This is a genomic window from Maribacter confluentis, assembly GCF_030505015.1.
Classification (GTDB): domain Bacteria; phylum Bacteroidota; class Bacteroidia; order Flavobacteriales; family Flavobacteriaceae; genus Maribacter; species Maribacter sedimenticola.
On record NZ_JAUKUC010000001.1, the window covers coordinates 3,333,480 to 3,350,978 of the forward strand.

At 34.9% G+C, this 17,499-nt stretch carries 16 protein-coding genes; 7 read left to right on the forward strand and 9 right to left on the reverse strand.

The features are described 5' to 3' along the window. Window positions 1-44 precede the first annotated feature (44 nt). From Q2T41_RS14460 to Q2T41_RS14490, 7 genes are all read left to right on the forward strand, one after another. Complete coding sequence (locus Q2T41_RS14460) at window positions 45-1,436, forward strand: putative oxidoreductase C-terminal domain-containing protein (protein WP_304436640.1); 1,392 nt, start codon at window positions 45-47, stop codon at window positions 1,434-1,436. Beyond that, window positions 1,437-2,255 carry an SDR family oxidoreductase gene (locus tag Q2T41_RS14465; protein ID WP_304436641.1) on the forward strand — a complete coding sequence of 273 codons (819 nt, stop codon included), beginning with the start codon at window positions 1,437-1,439 and terminating at the stop codon, window positions 2,253-2,255. A gap of 67 nt (window positions 2,256-2,322) precedes the next feature. After that, window positions 2,323-3,537, forward strand: a complete 1,215-nt coding sequence (gene uxuA / locus Q2T41_RS14470; protein WP_304436642.1) for a mannonate dehydratase — start codon at window positions 2,323-2,325, stop codon at window positions 3,535-3,537. 9 nt (window positions 3,538-3,546) lie between these two features. Next, window positions 3,547-4,557: a TRAP transporter substrate-binding protein gene (locus Q2T41_RS14475; RefSeq protein WP_304436643.1), complete on the forward strand. Its 1,011-nt coding sequence runs from the start codon at window positions 3,547-3,549 to the stop codon at window positions 4,555-4,557. Continuing rightward, on the forward strand, window positions 4,557-5,030 hold the full coding sequence (locus Q2T41_RS14480; protein WP_304436644.1) for a TRAP transporter small permease: 474 nt from the start codon (window positions 4,557-4,559) through the stop codon (window positions 5,028-5,030). Before Q2T41_RS14475 ends, Q2T41_RS14480 begins: the two co-directional genes overlap by 1 nt. Then, entirely contained in the window at window positions 5,031-6,341 is a 1,311-nt protein-coding gene (locus Q2T41_RS14485; protein WP_304436645.1) for a TRAP transporter large permease, read from the forward strand. A gap of 81 nt (window positions 6,342-6,422) precedes the next feature. Further along, on the forward strand, window positions 6,423-8,618 hold the full coding sequence (locus Q2T41_RS14490) for a DUF7133 domain-containing protein (RefSeq protein WP_304437456.1): 2,196 nt from the start codon (window positions 6,423-6,425) through the stop codon (window positions 8,616-8,618). Between the two features lie 329 nt (window positions 8,619-8,947). Here Q2T41_RS14490 and Q2T41_RS14495 read toward each other — a convergent pair whose 3' ends face one another. From Q2T41_RS14495 to Q2T41_RS14535, 9 genes are all read right to left on the reverse strand, one after another. Then, a complete protein-coding gene (locus Q2T41_RS14495) occupies window positions 8,948-9,955 on the reverse strand; it encodes a 2-hydroxyacid dehydrogenase (RefSeq protein WP_304436646.1) in 1,008 nt (335 codons plus the stop codon). Between the two features lie 137 nt (window positions 9,956-10,092). Beyond that, window positions 10,093-10,536, reverse strand: coding sequence for a hypothetical protein (locus tag Q2T41_RS14500; RefSeq protein ID WP_304436647.1), 444 nt, complete (start codon window positions 10,534-10,536; stop codon window positions 10,093-10,095). Window positions 10,537-10,624: 88 nt separating this feature from the next. After that, window positions 10,625-11,044 carry a hypothetical protein gene (locus Q2T41_RS14505; protein WP_304436648.1) on the reverse strand — a complete coding sequence of 140 codons (420 nt, stop codon included), beginning with the start codon at window positions 11,042-11,044 and terminating at the stop codon, window positions 10,625-10,627. Between the two features lie 108 nt (window positions 11,045-11,152). Then, entirely contained in the window at window positions 11,153-12,001 is an 849-nt protein-coding gene (locus Q2T41_RS14510; RefSeq protein WP_304436649.1) for a restriction endonuclease, read from the reverse strand. Window positions 12,002-12,157: 156 nt separating this feature from the next. After that, window positions 12,158-12,997 (reverse strand): universal stress protein, encoded by an 840-nt coding sequence (locus Q2T41_RS14515; RefSeq protein ID WP_304436650.1) that lies wholly within the window; start codon window positions 12,995-12,997, stop codon window positions 12,158-12,160. 62 nt (window positions 12,998-13,059) lie between these two features. Next, complete coding sequence (locus Q2T41_RS14520; protein ID WP_304436651.1) at window positions 13,060-13,908, reverse strand: universal stress protein; 849 nt, start codon at window positions 13,906-13,908, stop codon at window positions 13,060-13,062. A gap of 10 nt (window positions 13,909-13,918) precedes the next feature. Further along, window positions 13,919-14,755, reverse strand: coding sequence for a universal stress protein (locus tag Q2T41_RS14525; protein ID WP_304436652.1), 837 nt, complete (start codon window positions 14,753-14,755; stop codon window positions 13,919-13,921). A 639-nt stretch (window positions 14,756-15,394) separates the two neighbouring features. Further along, a complete protein-coding gene (locus Q2T41_RS14530) occupies window positions 15,395-16,366 on the reverse strand; it encodes an ROK family protein (RefSeq protein ID WP_304436653.1) in 972 nt (323 codons plus the stop codon). Window positions 16,367-16,451: 85 nt separating this feature from the next. Continuing rightward, a complete protein-coding gene (locus tag Q2T41_RS14535; RefSeq protein WP_304436654.1) occupies window positions 16,452-17,342 on the reverse strand; it encodes a universal stress protein in 891 nt (296 codons plus the stop codon). Between the last annotated feature and the right edge of the window lie 157 nt (window positions 17,343-17,499).

Below are 17,499 nucleotides of genomic sequence, written 5' to 3' on the forward strand. Positions count from 1 at the left end.
TATGACCACCGGTAGTGGTCATATTTTTTAGTAAAATGTAACTAATGAAAACAACGTTAAAATTTAAAATGATCGTGGCGCCTGCACTTTTTCTTTGCCTTTCATGTGCACAGGAAAAAAAACAAGTGGAAACTACCAATGGGAAAGAACAGTTGGTTAAGTTGATGACATTAGATCCAGGACATTTTCATGCGGCACTTGTTCAAAAGACCATGTATCCCCAGGTAGATTCTACCATTCATGTATTTGCACCTAAAGGACCAGAGGTAGATGATTTTTTAAATAAGATAGCTCAATATAATACAAGGGCAGATGACCCAACGGCATGGAAGGTAAATACGTATTTGCAAGATGATTATTTGCATAAAATGATTACGGATAAGCCTGGCAACGTTATGGTGGTTGCGGGTAAAAATTCAAAAAAAATAGATTATATCCTTGCAGCGGTAAAAGCGGGCTTAAACGTATATGCAGATAAGCCATTGGTCATTAATCCTGATGGTTTTGCTAAGCTTAAAGAAGCGTTTAGGATTGCGGAGGAAAAAGGTGTTTTGATCTATGATATCATGACGGAACGTTTTGAGTCTACGACTATGATGCAAAAAAAAATATCTATGCTGCCGGATATATTTGGTGAACTGATCAATGGCAGTGCCGAAGAACCGGCCATAAGCAAAGAGAGTGTTCATCACTTTTATAAATTTGTATCAGGCAAACCGTTAGTTAGACCGGCATGGTTTTTTGATGTTAATGAAGAGGGCGAGGGTATTGTGGACGTTACCACACATTTGGTAGATTTGGTGCAATGGGAAGCTTTTCCGGATCAGATTATAGATTCATCCCAAATAGAAATGGTCCATGCACGTAGATGGCCAACAGTTCTTTCGTTACAGGAATTTCAAGATGTTACGGGTCTGGATACCTATCCCAAATATCTTGAAAAAGATATTGCAAAAGATGGCTTAAATGTTTTTAGCAACGGTGAAATAACCTACAAGATAAATGGTAAGTTCGCAAAGGTTTCCGTAATTTGGAATTATATGGCTCCAGAAGGTACCGGAGATACACATTACAGTATTATGCGGGGCACAAAATCAAACCTGATTATCAAACAAGGAAATGAAGAAAATTTCAAGCCCGTGCTTTATGTGGAATCTAAATTGGGAGACAATTTTGAGAAATCCCTTAACTTGGCAATTGAAAATGAGATAGGAGAACAATTTCCGGGTACTACCTTGGAAAAAATAAAGGAAGGAAAATGGAAAATTGGTATTCCCGATCAATATAAGATTGGTCATGAAGCCCATTTTGCGCAAGTAACATCAAATTATTTAAAGTATTTGGAACTTGGCGAGCTGCCCAAGTGGGAGGTTCCCAATATGTTGACCAAATATTATACCACCATAGCCGCATATAAGAAAGCAAAAGAAAATTAAATGAACGATTTACTGTCTTTAAAAAACAAAAATTACGCCTTATCAGGAGGTACGGGTACCTTAGGGGGCTCTATTGCAGAATATTTAATTAGAAATGGTGCCCATGTATTGTTACTTGGAAGGTCCCTGGAAAAATTGCAGGCCAAACAATCCGAACTAAATGATATTGTTGCCAAAAGCACATCTATTTTTAAGGTTGATGTCATGGATGAAAAAGAGCTTTTACAATTAAAGGATGGCATTAAAAAGGAGTTTAAACATTTGGACGGACTTGTAAATTTAGCAGGGGGCAATATTCCCGGTGCTACGTTAAAACCGGAACAGACCATTAGGGATATTACCATGGGAGATACCCGTAAGGTGGTAGATATCAACCTTTTTGGTACCGTAATCCCAACCGTAATATTAAGTGAATTAATGGAGGAACAAGGTTACGGCTCTATCGTAAATATTTCTTCAATGGCAGCTAAACAAAGCATTTCCAGAGTGTTAGGTTATTCTATGGCTAAAGGCGCTATAGATATATTTACCAAATGGATGGCTAACGAGCTGGCTTCAAAACATGGGGATAAGTTAAGGGTAAATGCCATAGCTCCCGGTTTCTTTATAGGCAACCAAAATAGAAGGTTGTTGACCAACGAGGACGGGTCTTATACGGAACGTGGCAATAGTATTATTAAAAATACACCTATGGGTCGTTTTGGTGATGCTTCCGAACTCAACGGTATGGTGCATTATCTACTGAGTGATGCCTCTAGTTTTGTTACTGGTAGCATATTCGATGTAGATGGTGGATTTAGTTCTTTCTCGGGTGTGTAATCCATTACATTTAATAACTAGTTTACTATATTTAAATCTTGTTAAAGCATTTTAATCATACACAATTGTGTTGCTCATATTAATTATGGAATACTTAAAAAAAACATTTCGTTGGTTTGGACCTGAATTTGGTGTAGAACTGGCAGATATACGTCAATTAGGTGTAGAAGGTATTGTGGCGGCATGCCAACATGTACCTGTTGGGGAGGTTTGGCCCGTGGAGACCATTACCGCACTTAAAAATGAAATTGAAGCCCATAATATGGAATGGACTGTAGTTGAGAGCGTCAATATCCACACTGCTATTAAATACGGTTTGCCAGAAAGAGATCGGTATATCTCCAATTATATTAAAACACTTAAAAACTTGGCAGAAAACGGTATTTATGACGTGTGCTATAACTTTATGCAGTTAATAGATTGGACACGCACAGACCTGGACTATATTTTGCCTACAGGAGCATCTGCATTACGGTACAGTCCAATTTCGGCAGCTGCGTTCGACCTATTTATCCTTAAGCGTGAAAATGCGAAGGAAACTTACCCTGAGAAAGCTTATCAAGAGGCAAAATCATATTTTGAGGGACTTTCCGCTGATGGTAAAAAGAAATTGGAAGAATCTATATTGGCGGGAATGCCAGGTTCTAGAAAATTGATCGCGTTAGATGAATTTAAGGCCAACCATGCCACAGTCTTGAAAATTAGTAAGACCCAACTTCAGGAGAATCTATCTTATTTTTTAAATGCCATCATTCCAGAAGCGGAAAAAATTGGTGTTCGTATGGCGGTACATCCAGATGACCCTCCGTTTTCCGTTTTTGGTGTGCCAAGAATTGTATCCAATTACGACGAAATTAAATTTTTGTTGGAATGTTGTCCTTCGCCAAGTAACGGATTAACTTTTTGTTCTGGTTCCTTAGGAGCATCTGCAGATAATGATCTGGTAAAAATCGTAGAGGATTTTGGAGACAAGATTCATTTTATACATTTAAGAAATGTGGCCAGGTCAGAAGATGGCAGTTTTTATGAAGCTGAACATTTGGGGGGGTCCGTACCAATAGATAAGGTAATGAAAGCCATAGTTGAACAACAGCGGAAAAGGGAGAATAATGGTAGTGGTGTGGTAAGGATACCTATGAGACCAGATCATGGCCATGTATTGCTAGATGATAAGAAAAGACAAAATGAATTTTATTCCGGGTATTCCTTAATAGGAAGGGCAATGGGCTTGGCACAATTATCGGGATTGGAAAAGGGTGTAAGGTTAGGCCTTAACATTTAAAAATAGTTCATGATAGCAGGAAGGAAGATATGTAGTTGGTTATTGAAGGGTAAACATGTTATAGGAGCACTTTTATGTTGTGTGTTCCTTTTTAATTCCTGTGTTATTGATTCCGATAAGAAAATACTTTTTTTTGCCCATTCTTTACCTACAACACATCCGGTACATAAGGGAATTGTTGCCATGAAAGAATCCGTTGAGAAAAAATCTAACGGTAATTTGGAGGTGAAGATATTTCCGGATGGCCAATTAGGTACGGAGCGAGAGGTGTTGGAATTATTGCAGATCGGAAGTATAGCAATGACCAAGGTTAGTGCGGCATCCATGTCTAATTTTGCGCCAGCGTACCAAGTTACCAGTATACCCTACTTGTTTAGGGACAGGGAACATCTATTTAAGGTGTTGGAAGGCGAGGTTGGCAAGGAATTATTGGAAAGTAGTTCTGCATATCTTTTAAGGGGACTTTGTTTTTATGATGCTGGTGCCAGAAGTTTTTATGCTAAAAAGAAACCGGTAAAAACCCCTCAGGATTTGGACGGTATGAAGATAAGGACCATGAACGACGAAATGTCGGTCAATATGGTCAATACCTTGGGAGGATCGGCAACGCCAATGGCTTACGGTGAACTGTACACGGCCCTACAACAAAATGTAGTGGACGGTGCGGAGAACAATATACCTTCATTTGTAACCTCAAACCATTATGAAGTATGTAAATATTATACGTTCGATGAGCACACGATGGTCCCGGACGTGGTGGTTATAGGTACCAAATTTTGGAATACACTAAGTAGTGAAGAACAACAATGGTTACAAGATGCGGCCAATGAAAGTGTAATAAAACAAAAGCAATATTGGCAAGAGACGGTTGCAGAGAATATGGAGGTGTTAAAGAAAGCCAATGTGGAATTCCTATATCCTGATAAGACCAAATTTTCGGCAAAGGCATCTGGTGTTATGGAAAAAATGATGCAGGATAAAAAGATGAAAACGGTAATTGAAAAAATCTTGGCCCAATAATGCAAAAAATATATACTATCCTTAACTCCTGTATTGAATATCTGCTTGTAACCATATTTGGCCTTTTGGTCATTGATGTTGTTTGGCAGGTAGTATCCCGTTATGTTATAGGACAATCAAGTTCATTTACGGAAGAATTTGCAAGATTTTCCTTAATCTGGCTTACGGTTTTGGGAGCTGCCTATATTAACGGACAAAAAGAAGGACATTTGTCCATGGATTTTTTACTATCCAAATTATCCGGCGAAAAAAGAAAGAGAAGACAAAAAGTTATCCAAATCTGTATGGCGATTTTTGCGCTCGTTATTATGGTAATTGGTGGGGGTAATCTTGTGTACACAACCTTGAGCTTAGGGCAAACATCATCTGCCCTACATGTACCTTTAGGTTATGTCTATGCCATTGTACCCGTGTGCGGTATAATCATAATTTTCTTTTCTTTCTACAATATTAAAAAACAAAATTTTTTATAGATGAGCATTGAACTTATAAGTGTATTGGTATTGTTCATAAGCTTTGCGGCGTTATTGGCCTATGGTGTTCCCGTAGCATATTCCATAGGTATATCTACCATGCTGGTATTATTGATCAATATTTCATTTTTGCCATCTGTTACTACAGCAAGCCAACGTATGACCACGGGAATAGATAATTTTGCGCTTCTTGCCATACCGTTTTTTATTTTGGCCGGTGAACTGATGAACACGGGCGGCGTGGCCAAAAGACTTATTGATTTTGCAAAATCATTAATTGGGAGCCTACCCGGCGGTTTGGCCTACGTAAATATCATTTCTGCCATGCTGTTCGGTGCCATATCCGGATCGGCCATTGCGGCCGCCTCTGCCATAGGAAGTACCCTTACCGATAAAATGGAGAGTGAAGGTTACCCAAGGGAATTCAGCGCAGCTGTAAATATCAGTTCATCTACTACGGGATTGTTGATACCCCCTAGTAATGTCCTCATAATATTTGCCTTGGCCAGTGGTGGTACTGCCTCAGTTGCTGCATTGTTCATAGCGGGCTATATTCCCGGAATATTAGTAGGATTGGCCATTATGCTCATGGTCTATATTTACGCAAAACGAAAAGGCTTGCCCAAAGCGAATAGGGTTGGTTTTAAGCAATTGTTTGTAGATTTTAAGAACGCATTCCTAAGCCTAACCTTATTGTTTATTGTGGTAGGGGGTATAGTTATCGGTATTTTTACCGCTACGGAAGCTGCGGCCATAGCGGTGGTATATGCGGCGATGCTAGGTTTTTGGAATAAGGAATTAAATGTTGGCGATTTTAAATCCATATTGCTGAAAAGTGCACGGACAACTGCCATTGTTATGTTTCTTATAGCCACTTCTATGGCTATGTCCTGGTTATTCTCTTTTGAGGGTATACCGCAAATGTTGACCAGCTTACTGGTAGATTCCGTAAGTAATCCTATCGCGGTATTCTTACTGATCAATCTAATTTTATTAATAGTAGGCACGTTTATGGATATGACACCTGCGGTTCTTATTTTCACCCCAATTTTTTTACCCGTGGCTATGGCCTTGGGTATGCATCCTGTACAATTTGGTATGGTCATTGTTCTTAATCTTTGTATAGGGGTATGTACGCCGCCTGTAGGGACTTTGCTCTTTGTGGGTAGTGGTGTGGCCAAAGTACCGGTAGCAAAAGTAATTAAACCACTTATCCCGCTATTGATAGCAATGGTGGTAGTATTGATGCTGATCACATATTTTCCATCAATTTCCCTTTGGCTGCCAAGGGCCTTTGATCTTATTGATTAATAAACCTTACACTTTAATTTTATCTTAAATATTTAATAGTACATGCGCATTTCTTTTTTCCCTCTAACCATTTTTTGTTTGGTGATACTTTCTTGTAAAGATAACTTCTCGGAAACCGAAGTTCCTTTAGACCATTACAAACTTGAAGCGGGTTTTGAGCTTGAAGTAGTGGCCGCAGAACCTTTACTTAAGGCTCCCGTAGCAATGGATTTTGATGCCAAAGGTAGAATATGGGTAGCGCAGATGCCAGGCTATATGAGCGATATGCAGGGCTCCGAGGAAGATGAGCCTATAGGGAGCATTCGTATTCTAGAAGATTTGGATGAGGACGGTATTGCGGACCATTCCAAAATATTTATGGATAGTATTGTAATGCCAAGGGCTTTGGCCCATGTATATGGTGGCTTATTGTATGCGGTTCCGCCTAATTTATGGTTTGTGGAAATTAAAGATGACAAACCGGTAAATAAAGTATTGGTAGACTCTATCTATGCGGTAGAGGGTAACCCAGAACATCAACCCAACGCTTTGGAATTGAATATTGATAATTGGATCTATAATGCCAAATCTAACTTTAGATACCGCAGGCATAAAGGAAAATGGCTTAAGGAACCTACCACTTTTAGGGGGCAATGGGGTATGACCCATGATAATTTTGGAAGACTGTATTATAATGATAATTCAAGAATTTTATTGGGGGACTATGTGTTGCCCAATACCTTGATCAACAATGCATATTTTACACCAAAAGCCAGTGTGGATAAACTGCTGACCACTGATCAACGTGTATATCCTGTGCATGCTACATCGGTTAACCGGGGTTACGCCAAGGGAGTTTTAAATGCGGATAGTATTTTGGTAAATGCCACGGCGGCCTGTAGTCCTTTGGTTTATAGGGGAGGGTCCTTTCCCAAGGATTATGAGGAAAACGTTTTTGTTTGTATTCCTGAAGGTAATCTGATCAAACGTACGCTACTTAATTTTAAAGGCGATTCCGTAATTGCAAAACATGCATGGGAGAACAAGGAATTTTTGACATCTACGGATGAAGGCTTCCGTCCGGTAAGCCTAAAAAATGGTCCAGATGGTAGTATGTATGTCGTAGATATGCATAGGGGTATGATTGGGCACCATGCATATTTAAGTCCATATTTAAAGGAGAAGACCAAAACAACACGTATAGATACTATAGTTGATTTTGGACGCATCTTGAAAATAAAACATCAAAACGATGAAACAACCTTAATTACAGATTTTAATACGTTGAGCGCTACTGAATTGGTCTCACTTTTAACCCATAAAAATGGGTATATCAGAGATCGGGCACAACATTACCTAATATACAAGGAGCTTACCCAAGTGACCGATGAGGTCAAGGATTTGGCAATCAATTCTAAGGATCGGTTAGGTCAACTTCATGCCTTATATGTATTAGAAGGGTGGAGTGCACTTTCCTTTGATATATTGACCAATGTAATGGAGAATGCGCATACAGATGTAGCTGCGCATGCCTTAGTTCTTTCCAAAAAATATGTTTCAGCAGAATATATTGATAGTGCCGCGGCCATTTTTAAATCTATTGGTTCTCGAAAGAATATTACCTTGGATGTTTATTTGGGCAATGCCTTGGGCCCATGGATGACGTTAGAAGAGGATAAATTTAAACCCATATTTTTAGAGGTATTGAAAAGGAGACAGGATAATGCTACGGTTACCGAGGCTTTGTTAAGTGGACTTACCAATATAGATTCTTTGATGTATGCCAATATAATGGCTAGTGGGGAGTTGAGGGAATCGGCATTTGCTCATAAACTTGGTAAAAGTTTGGAAAATAAAAGAAACGGTAAACTGAACGCTGTCTATACCCGGAAAACAATTAATGAGGATAATAGGACCAGCGGGGCAAAAATGTTCTATCAAATATGTGCATCGTGCCATGGTGCCAACGGTCAAGGTATTGAGGGTTTAGCACCGCCGTTAATGGGTTCGGAACATGTTGAAAATGTAGAGCGATTGGCGTTGATCATCCTTCATGGGCTAGAAGGTCCGGTTCATGTAAAGGGGGAAGAATATAACCTAAACTTGGCAATGCCCGGTCTAATTAGAAATGAAAACATTACGGATAAGGATATCGCAGATATTATATCCTATGTGTCGAACGCATTTTCTGATGAACCTAAAAGTCTACAACGAAAACGAATAGGTGAATTAAGGGAAGTAAAATCCAAGACGGGAATGGAGTTTACGGAAGAGGAATTGAAAGCCTTGGATGATTAGACAAAAAATTACAATGTAACAGGATATTAGTCAAGGCTATTATAGTGCTTTTTTTGTGTAGTAGTGACTTTGACAGGATTCAAACCTATTGTTGACAACGCTTGAATACAGAGGGTTCTGCGAAATTCTATTTTTTCAGTTGTCGATTTGTTATCGATAATTATTATTAAAAAGTTAAATGACTAATGTCTTACATTGAATATAAAGAATCTAAAATAGAAATTTGTAGTTCTTGACTATATTTATCTTCATTTTTAATTCTAACATTACATTTTATTATTCCTAAGTATCCAACACCACAGCTAAAAAATGAGTTATAGTAGAGATTGTTATGAATTAATTAATTCCATGCCTAATTCATGTTTGCTAATATTGCCTTGAGACCAATTGTGTAAATTTTCAAAAGTTATGTCGGCAATATTTTTTAAAGCTTCTTTAGTTATAAAAGCTTGGTGGGGTGTTAGCAGCACATTGGGGTAGGTTAACAATTTCCATAAACGTTTATCCTTAATACCATTTTTAGAATGGTCGTTAAAGAAAACACCTTGTTCTTTTTCATAAACATCAGTTGCATATCCTGCAATACGTTTTGCTTCTAAGGCTTCTATTAATGCATTGGTGTCCACAAGTTCACCTCTGGCAGTATTTACTAGAATTACATCATTCTTCATTTGTAAAAGTCTTTCCATATTAATGAAATGATAGTTTTCATAATTCATTGGTATGTGAAGACTAATAATATCAGAATCATGACATAGAACATCTAAATGGGTATAAGTCACATTACAAAGCTCTATAAGGTCGTGGTCCGGGACAAGGTCGTATGCAAGAATTTTGCATCCAAAACCGTTCATGATTTTTGCCATAATACTGCCAATTCTTCCAGTACCAATGATGCCTACAGTTTTACCATGTAAATTATATCCCATTAAAGCATTTTGAGAGAAATTATAATTATGAACTTGATTATCTGCCAAAACTATTTTTCTATTCAGTGCCAATAAAATGGCGGTAGCATGTTCGGCAATAGCATGGGGAGAATAGTCTGCGGCATTGGCAACATGAAATCCTAAACGCTTTGCAGTTTTTAGATTGAGGTTGTTGTGTCCACTTGAGCGTAAGGTAATATAGCGTACACCAATACTCCATAATTTTTCAAGTACTATGGCTGATGCATCGTCTCCTGAAAAAATGGAAATTGCTTTATAGCCAATGGCATTTAATGCTGTTTCACTGTTTAATGCATTTTTTGTATAGGTAACCTCAAAACGATTGTTATTAGCTTTTTTTAGAAAAGGAATTTCAAATTCTTTTGCACTATATACCAGTAGTTTCATATTTCTTTTAAATTTAATTATGAGCTGATTTCTTCTTGATAGTAGAAATAGTTTGAATTAAAGACCTCATTTATAAATTGATTGTTAAATGAAGTACTAGTATTTTCAAAACTACACTTCACTTAAAAAAGTTTGAGCTATTCATTGTTGTTTGACGGTTTTGTTATTTTCATAATCGATGTTAATTTTGCAAAACCTCTTTCTTTTACCGTTCTATAATCCAACATATATTGGTTCATACTCATAAATAATTCTTTATGGGTCTTCTTATAGCCATGTTCCATTTCTAACTGATTTACGCCGTCAACCAGAATTTTTAATTGGTTCATATGTTTTTTTACCTGTGAGATTAAGCTATGCAACATAATCTCATTTTCATTAATTGCGTTTTTAAAATCCTCTAATTGATTTAGTTGGTTTTTGCTGATTTTTTTTGTTGAAAAAGTTTGAATTAGATTGAGTAGAAATTGGTGCTCATCTTTAATGAATAATAGTTGTGATAGCCAATCTTTAGAATGCTCGTTAATTTCATCGGCACTAAACCATTCTGTATAATTAAATTTTTCATTCTTGACTTTCATCCTATATCTTTTAATTGATATTTAACGAAGTTATAAGAACCGGTTTTTGAAATAAATGATTTAGATCAGGTAATACACAAAATAGTATCTAAGGATTATGTTTGATTAATATGGTACCAGTATAATTAAAAATTTCAGATTTTAGAATTTGAAAATTCTCGATACAATCGCTCAAATTAGATTTGAGTTGATTATGGGCTTGATAGTAATATTGATTGTTATTGTTTTCAGGAACATCAAACATTTCTCCTAAAGAATTTTCATGTACAGATATAGAATTTCGAATCGTTTTTAAATCATATTTGAGTTCTTCTATCTTTCTTTTATAATCTTCTAAACGCTCAAAAAGATTTGGAGTATTAGAATTAAAAGCAGAACTGTTCAGTAAACGTTCCAAAAAAAGAATTTCATCACCTATTACTTGAAATTGAGTTTTCCACTGCTGAATTTTCCAATGCAGCTCTTTTAATTTTTCGTTTTGCTTTGATGTAATCTCTTGCTTTGCCATTGCATACCTTTGTTTTTTAACAAACTACAACCCAATAAATTCGCGTACAATGATATAAATCAGATGCTGTACAATATCAGTATAATGACCTAGTTATTTAAATGAATTCTATTGTTTCATGGAACAAAGTTGATTGACATCATCTAATATTCTTTCTTTTCTTGAAGTGGAAATACCAAGGTGGTCTAAAAAGAATTTGTCTTTCCAAAGCTGTCTGTATAAAACTATATCTCTACTTAGTAAAAACTGCTTTTCTCTATTAGTTAATAATGTCGAAGTGGTTACGGGATATAAACCCAATTTGTCTATTCTATCTTTCAGACCATTTTTATGCGGATAATCCCAACTTAATAAATATAGTTCGGCACACTTGCCATATTCTATGGCATGTTCGGTAAAACGTGTGTTAGTTACAACCCACCCTTTATTCAACTTGCTATTTTTTGATTTTTTATTCCATAACGTTTGAACGTCTTTAAACCTTGAGTGTATATATAGAGGTGTTTCTACAGGGCATTTAAAACCTTCTTCGCTATAAAATTTACATTCAATAATTGTTGTTTCTCCGTTTTTATTTGCAACCACATCTATTTCATGTGTTATGCAAATACCTTCCATAATTTCGTCACATTTAGTAGAGTAATCAGAATATTTAAGTAATGTACTAACAAAACGCCCAAAAGGAAAACCGGTTAAACCAAGTTCATATATGGCCTTTTTTAATTTGTATCTAGATGCAAATACAGATTTTTTATTTTTTAATAAGGCAAATGCCCTATTGTAGATTTCATTAGTAGTTATGCCATTATAAATTTCTCCACCAACCTTACCTACAATTTCTTCAATGATTACATAATCTGCACCACTATGTTTTAAGGAATTTCGGAGTTTGTCCAAAGAAAATTTCACTTGTATTCCTGAAGATTTTATGACGTCAAATTCTACTTTATTTCCCATTTTTTTAATTTCATCTACTTCTTAAGCAAAAAGTACCCGCCGACTAAGCCTTATTATGGTTTATGCTATCTTTCTTTTTCTGAAAATTTAGTTTTATAGGATGATATGCTTTATTATGAGCTTTATTTTATATTCCTATTAAATTTCTAAATCGCTTTAGTGCAATGCCAAAATAGGTATGGTAGCCTTATATCCAATTTCTTTGACTAATGGTTTAGAAAATATATTATTAAAGAATACGTGTTTTTTATTTATAAAGGCGATCATATCGCTATTTCTACTTTCTACAAATGTTGTAATACCATCTGCTACATTTTTTTTGGATAGCGTATGAAAACTATAACTTACATCACTTAAAATTGCTTCAAGTAATTTCTGATTATTTATTTGTTTTTCATTCAATTCAGAATTTTTAGCGATATATAAAATCTTAATACTAACGTTGTGTAGTTTAGAGATTTCAATTAAGTATTTTAATTCCTTACGTTTGAATACAGACATATAATCTGTTGGAAATACGATTTCTTTTAATGAGGAAAAACGAATAGTTTCAGGAATAGCCAAAACGGGGCATTCCCTTATTTTTTCCATAGTTTGTACAGTATTGGTTCCAAAAATGACACCGGTGGCACCAGTAGTACCTTGAGTACCCATGACCACCAAATCAATATCTTTTTCTGCAATCGTTTGACTTAAGGCTTCAGATAAAAAGTTATAAGTAGAAATAGTGTGATACACATGTTTAGAATTGTCATGATGTAATTCTAATATATCTAACAGTTTAATAAATTCTTCTTCTGAATTTTTCTTTGCAGCTTCATATTGACCACTACCAGGTTCAGGAATATATAGATTATCAGTATTGTAACTATATAGCCTGAAAACGTTTAAAAAGTAAAACTCACATTTAATCTCTTTATAAAGATTAAGCGCATACCTAATTGCGTTAAGCGCATTTTTAGAAAAATCGGTAGGTATTAAAATTCTTTTGTCCATTGCTTATTTTTTAAGGGTTTCATAAAATTATTTTTTAATGAATGGTTTTATTATTATTCTAATCAGTCTCGTGATGGTAGTATTAAAAAAGGAGTTTTAGCATACAAACTAACATCTTTTATCACTGGTTCATGAGTTAATTTTTCGAAAATGTTATGAGGGCGGTTAACCATTGCGTACAGGTCAATATTTAGTTTTTCGATAAATTCATGAATAACTATTGCCTTATCGCCGAATAATTGCCTCCAATAAAAAGTATGGTCAATATCCTTCAAACAGATATCTAATAATTTTCTGTTTGACTCTTGTTGAGTATTTAATATTTCTTCTTCTGTAATATGCAATACCCTAATCTGTGCACTTGTAATTGAGGCTATTGATAACAATGGTTCTATCGTATTTTTTGTACAACCATTTTTGAAATCTGTAATGAAAGCAATTTCTTTCGGTTCTTTGTATTCCATTTCCCCTGGAATGGCAAGTATGGGGCATTCGTTAATTTTGTTGGCAACTTGTATAGTATTGCTGCCAAAGAAAACATCAGCAGATTCATTAAGACCTTTATTGCCCATTACAATTAGATCAAAATGGTTTGTATCAAGGGTATTTAAAATGATTTTTGTTAGAATTCCTTTTTTTGATAGGGTATGAAACTGATGTTGCGGGTTTTCATTGTCCAAAACAATTTTATGCATTGTGCTGGTTAAATTTTCTTCAGATTCTATTTGTAATTTTTTTAAAAGCTTTTTACCAACCAGTAATTTCGTTTTTTTTCGTAGTAAAGGTGTCAGTTCATTAAACACATTTAGTAGATAGAAATTACATGGTTCTGATGCCAATAATTTTGTAACATAGAAAAGTGCACAGTATGCGTTATTAGAAAAATCTGTGGCAACCAGTATATTTTTCATAATCATATAATTAATTTTGTGGGAGTACCATAAAGGGAACATTAATATGTAATCCTATTTTTTTTATTATTGGTTCAATAAATAATCGCTCTAAAAATGTGTGTTTGTTCTTGACCATTACAAGTAGGTTTATTTTATACTTAACCTGAAATGCATTAATTGCCTCTATTATACCATTGTCGGGTAATTCATGTGACAATGCATATTTCCCTAGTATTGTTTCAAGCATTACTTTGTTCTTTTGCTGAACTTCAGTGAGGTCATACCCTGTTCGTACATGCATTACGTTTATTCTTGATTTGTGTTGGGTGGTTATTGCCAACAAACTTTTCATATTTTCTTTTTTATATTCAATTTCATAATCAGTAGGAAACAATATTTCTAAAGGAGCTTCATATTCAAAATTTGGCGGAACGGCAATTACGGGGCAATTTGCTTTTTTAATTACGTGAACCGTATGTGTGCCAAATAAAATATCATTGGCACCGGTAACACCTTTTGTTCCCATTATTATAACATCAATATTTTCCGCGGTCACGGTTTCTAAAACTTCACTTATAAGTGTGTTAAAAGCAGAATGAACAATAAAAGTATGGTTAGGGTTTTGATATTGATGTTCTAGTAAATCTTTTAATTTTTCTAATTGTGTCATGCTATTTTCTTGAAAAACATCACCTAAACCAATTTGACCAGGACTACCAATAATGTATTCTGTTTGATAAATAGGTGGAGTGTAGGTATGAAGTAAATAGAAGGTCACTTTAATATTTTTATAAATATTTAATGCATAATGAATTGCTTCAATTGAATTTTGTGAGAAATCAGTTGGTAAAAGAATTCGTGACATGTCTATATAATTTATAATTAGACATAAAATTAGAATAGAGGTATTTCTTTGACCATGATTTTGGTCAGTTCAAATACATTTGTAATTAATCATTTAAATAAAAAGAACAAACACCCTTATAATTATAGTGCTTATTACATTGGAAATGCAAACACCTTATGTTTAATTTACTGTTTAGGGTTTGTTTATAATAAATGTACTATATGAACATATTCTAATTAATTAAATAGACTTTCAGCAGCGTGAAAAATGATTTTTAGGTGGATATTCTACTCTTGAATTACCAAAAACGAATAGTAGTATGGCAACTATTTTTTACAGCTTTAGTTCTAATCAGAATACGGTGTATAATATTTAAGTTTTTTGCGGCCGTTACAAATATATCCAATGCAACTTTCAACAAAATATTGAACGGCTATTTCTTTTTTTTGCTTTTAGAATATGAAATGAATAGGAAATTTTTTAAACATATTCCTTTGGAAATTAAGTAAAATGAATACTTATCTTTATTATTTTTTTACTTCATAAATAAGTGCATTCCATGCATTTTCAGAGAAATCTGTTGGTATCAGTATGTTTTTTATAGAGTGCAGTTATTTATATCTGGATGTAATTGAATCATTCATTTTATTATCATTATTATGCATGAGTCAAATGGTCTAATTCTAACCATGCTAGAGCTGCTGGTCCTAAAACTGCTTCTTCACTGGTTGCATTCGATAATAGTACCTCGATTTTACCTTTATATGCATTAAAAAGACGTTTTTGCATATGTCTTATTATCGGCTTTAGAAGAATATCGCCAGCTTTGCTCAACCCTCCAGACAATATAAAAGCCTCTGGGTCTAAATGGGCAACGGTATCGGCCATTTTGCTTCCTAGAATTTCACCCGTTTTTTCAAAAGCTGTCAATGCAATTACATCTCCCTTTAGTGCAGCATCGGAAATATCCGTTCCCGTCATTTCCTCAAAATTTATTTTTCTTAAAGGTGAATCTTCACACCTATCTGCCATTAATTCAAAAACGGTTCTTTTAATACCGGTTACCGATGCATACGTTTCTAAACAACCTTGTAATCCACAATTACACATCCTTCCGGCAGGGTCAACATTTACGTGGCCTATTTCACCTGCAGTACCATGTTCTCCAATCAATAGTTTACCGTTTACAATAATTCCGCTTCCAAGACCCGTACCTAATGTTAGCGCTACAAAATTTTTCATTCCTTTTGCAGTTCCATAAAGCATTTCTCCAAGAGCCGCTGCATTTGCATCATTAGCTAACGAAACTGGTAGATCGAATGTTTGCTCAATAATTTTTTTTATAGGTGTAATACCTCCCCATTTTAAGTTTGGTGGATTTTCTATTTGCCCCGTGTACGAATTGGCATTTGGGGCCCCAACACCTATAGAAAGTATGTGTATAACATCAATCCATTTAATTATCAATGTATCTACTTCTAATTTTAATTTATCCATAAAATTTGAGAACTGATGTTGAGCATCGGTCTTAAATACAATTTTATCCAAAACCTTACCTTCTCTATTTACAAGACCTACCTTGGTAAGTGTTCCACCTATATCAATGCTCAATACTACCTCTTGTGACATTTTATTATGATTAAGGTTTTATGATTCTTTTCTATCGTTATATTCAGTGAGACCCATTAGTTTTTATATGTTTATATTTTAAAAGTTATACCGTTACAGAATTTCTTTCTTTATCTATTTTTTTAACGGGTACTTGCTGACTTTCGGGTATTGTCATAAAAGGAACTGCAATATGTAACCCTATCGCGTCTACATTTGATTTTTCTCTAAGCCTTTCCAAAAAAGAATGTTTTCTATTCATCATTACCAATAGATCAGGTTTGTTTTCTTCAATATATTCATGAATTGCTTGTGGCATTAATTTTCCTCTTTCCTCAACAAAACTTGGCTCAAGCTTTTTGAAATAATCGGCAAGAACTTTTTTATTCATCTTCTGTTCATCGTTCAAATCATACTCTTCTTTAATATGTAATATGGTTAATTGAGCTTTAAGCGTATTTGCAAGTGTATATAAGATGTGTAAATTTTTCTTTTGATATGATTGTCTATAATCCGTTGGGAAAACAATAGATTTTATTTCTTTAAACTCATAGCCAGAAGGCACGGTCAATACGGGAATTGTAGATTTTCTCATTATATGTATCGTATTTGTCCCCAGAAAAATTTCTTTTGCACCGGTTGCGCCTTGTGTACCCATAACTATAAAATCAAATTTTTTAGTCTCGGTAAGTTCTTTGATCTCGTTTGTGAGAGTATTAAAGGCTGATATGGTTTTAAAGGTATGTTTGGTGTTATTATATTTTAGTTTTATATCTATAAGTATTTTATCTAGACCTGCCTGAGCAATATTGACACCCTTGTCAGGAACAGCGCTAAAAGTTGGCCCGCCAATTATATAATCTATTCGGTAGAAAATAGGGGTATAGGTATGAAGAATTTGAAATTCACATTTCTCATCTTTAAAAAAATCTAGGGCATAGCAAATTGCGTTCCACGAGTTATTGGAGAAATCGGTAGGCAAGAGAATTTTTTTCATAGCTGTGTATTTAAATATTATCTTGTTAGGTTCTGCATGACCAAAAATGGAACTTGGCACGCTCCCATTTGTACAGTTCAAGTGTATATTTTATGGCATGCATTGCAACAGCAGAATAATGGGTCGGAACTAAAACTTTGGTCATATTTTTTTAATG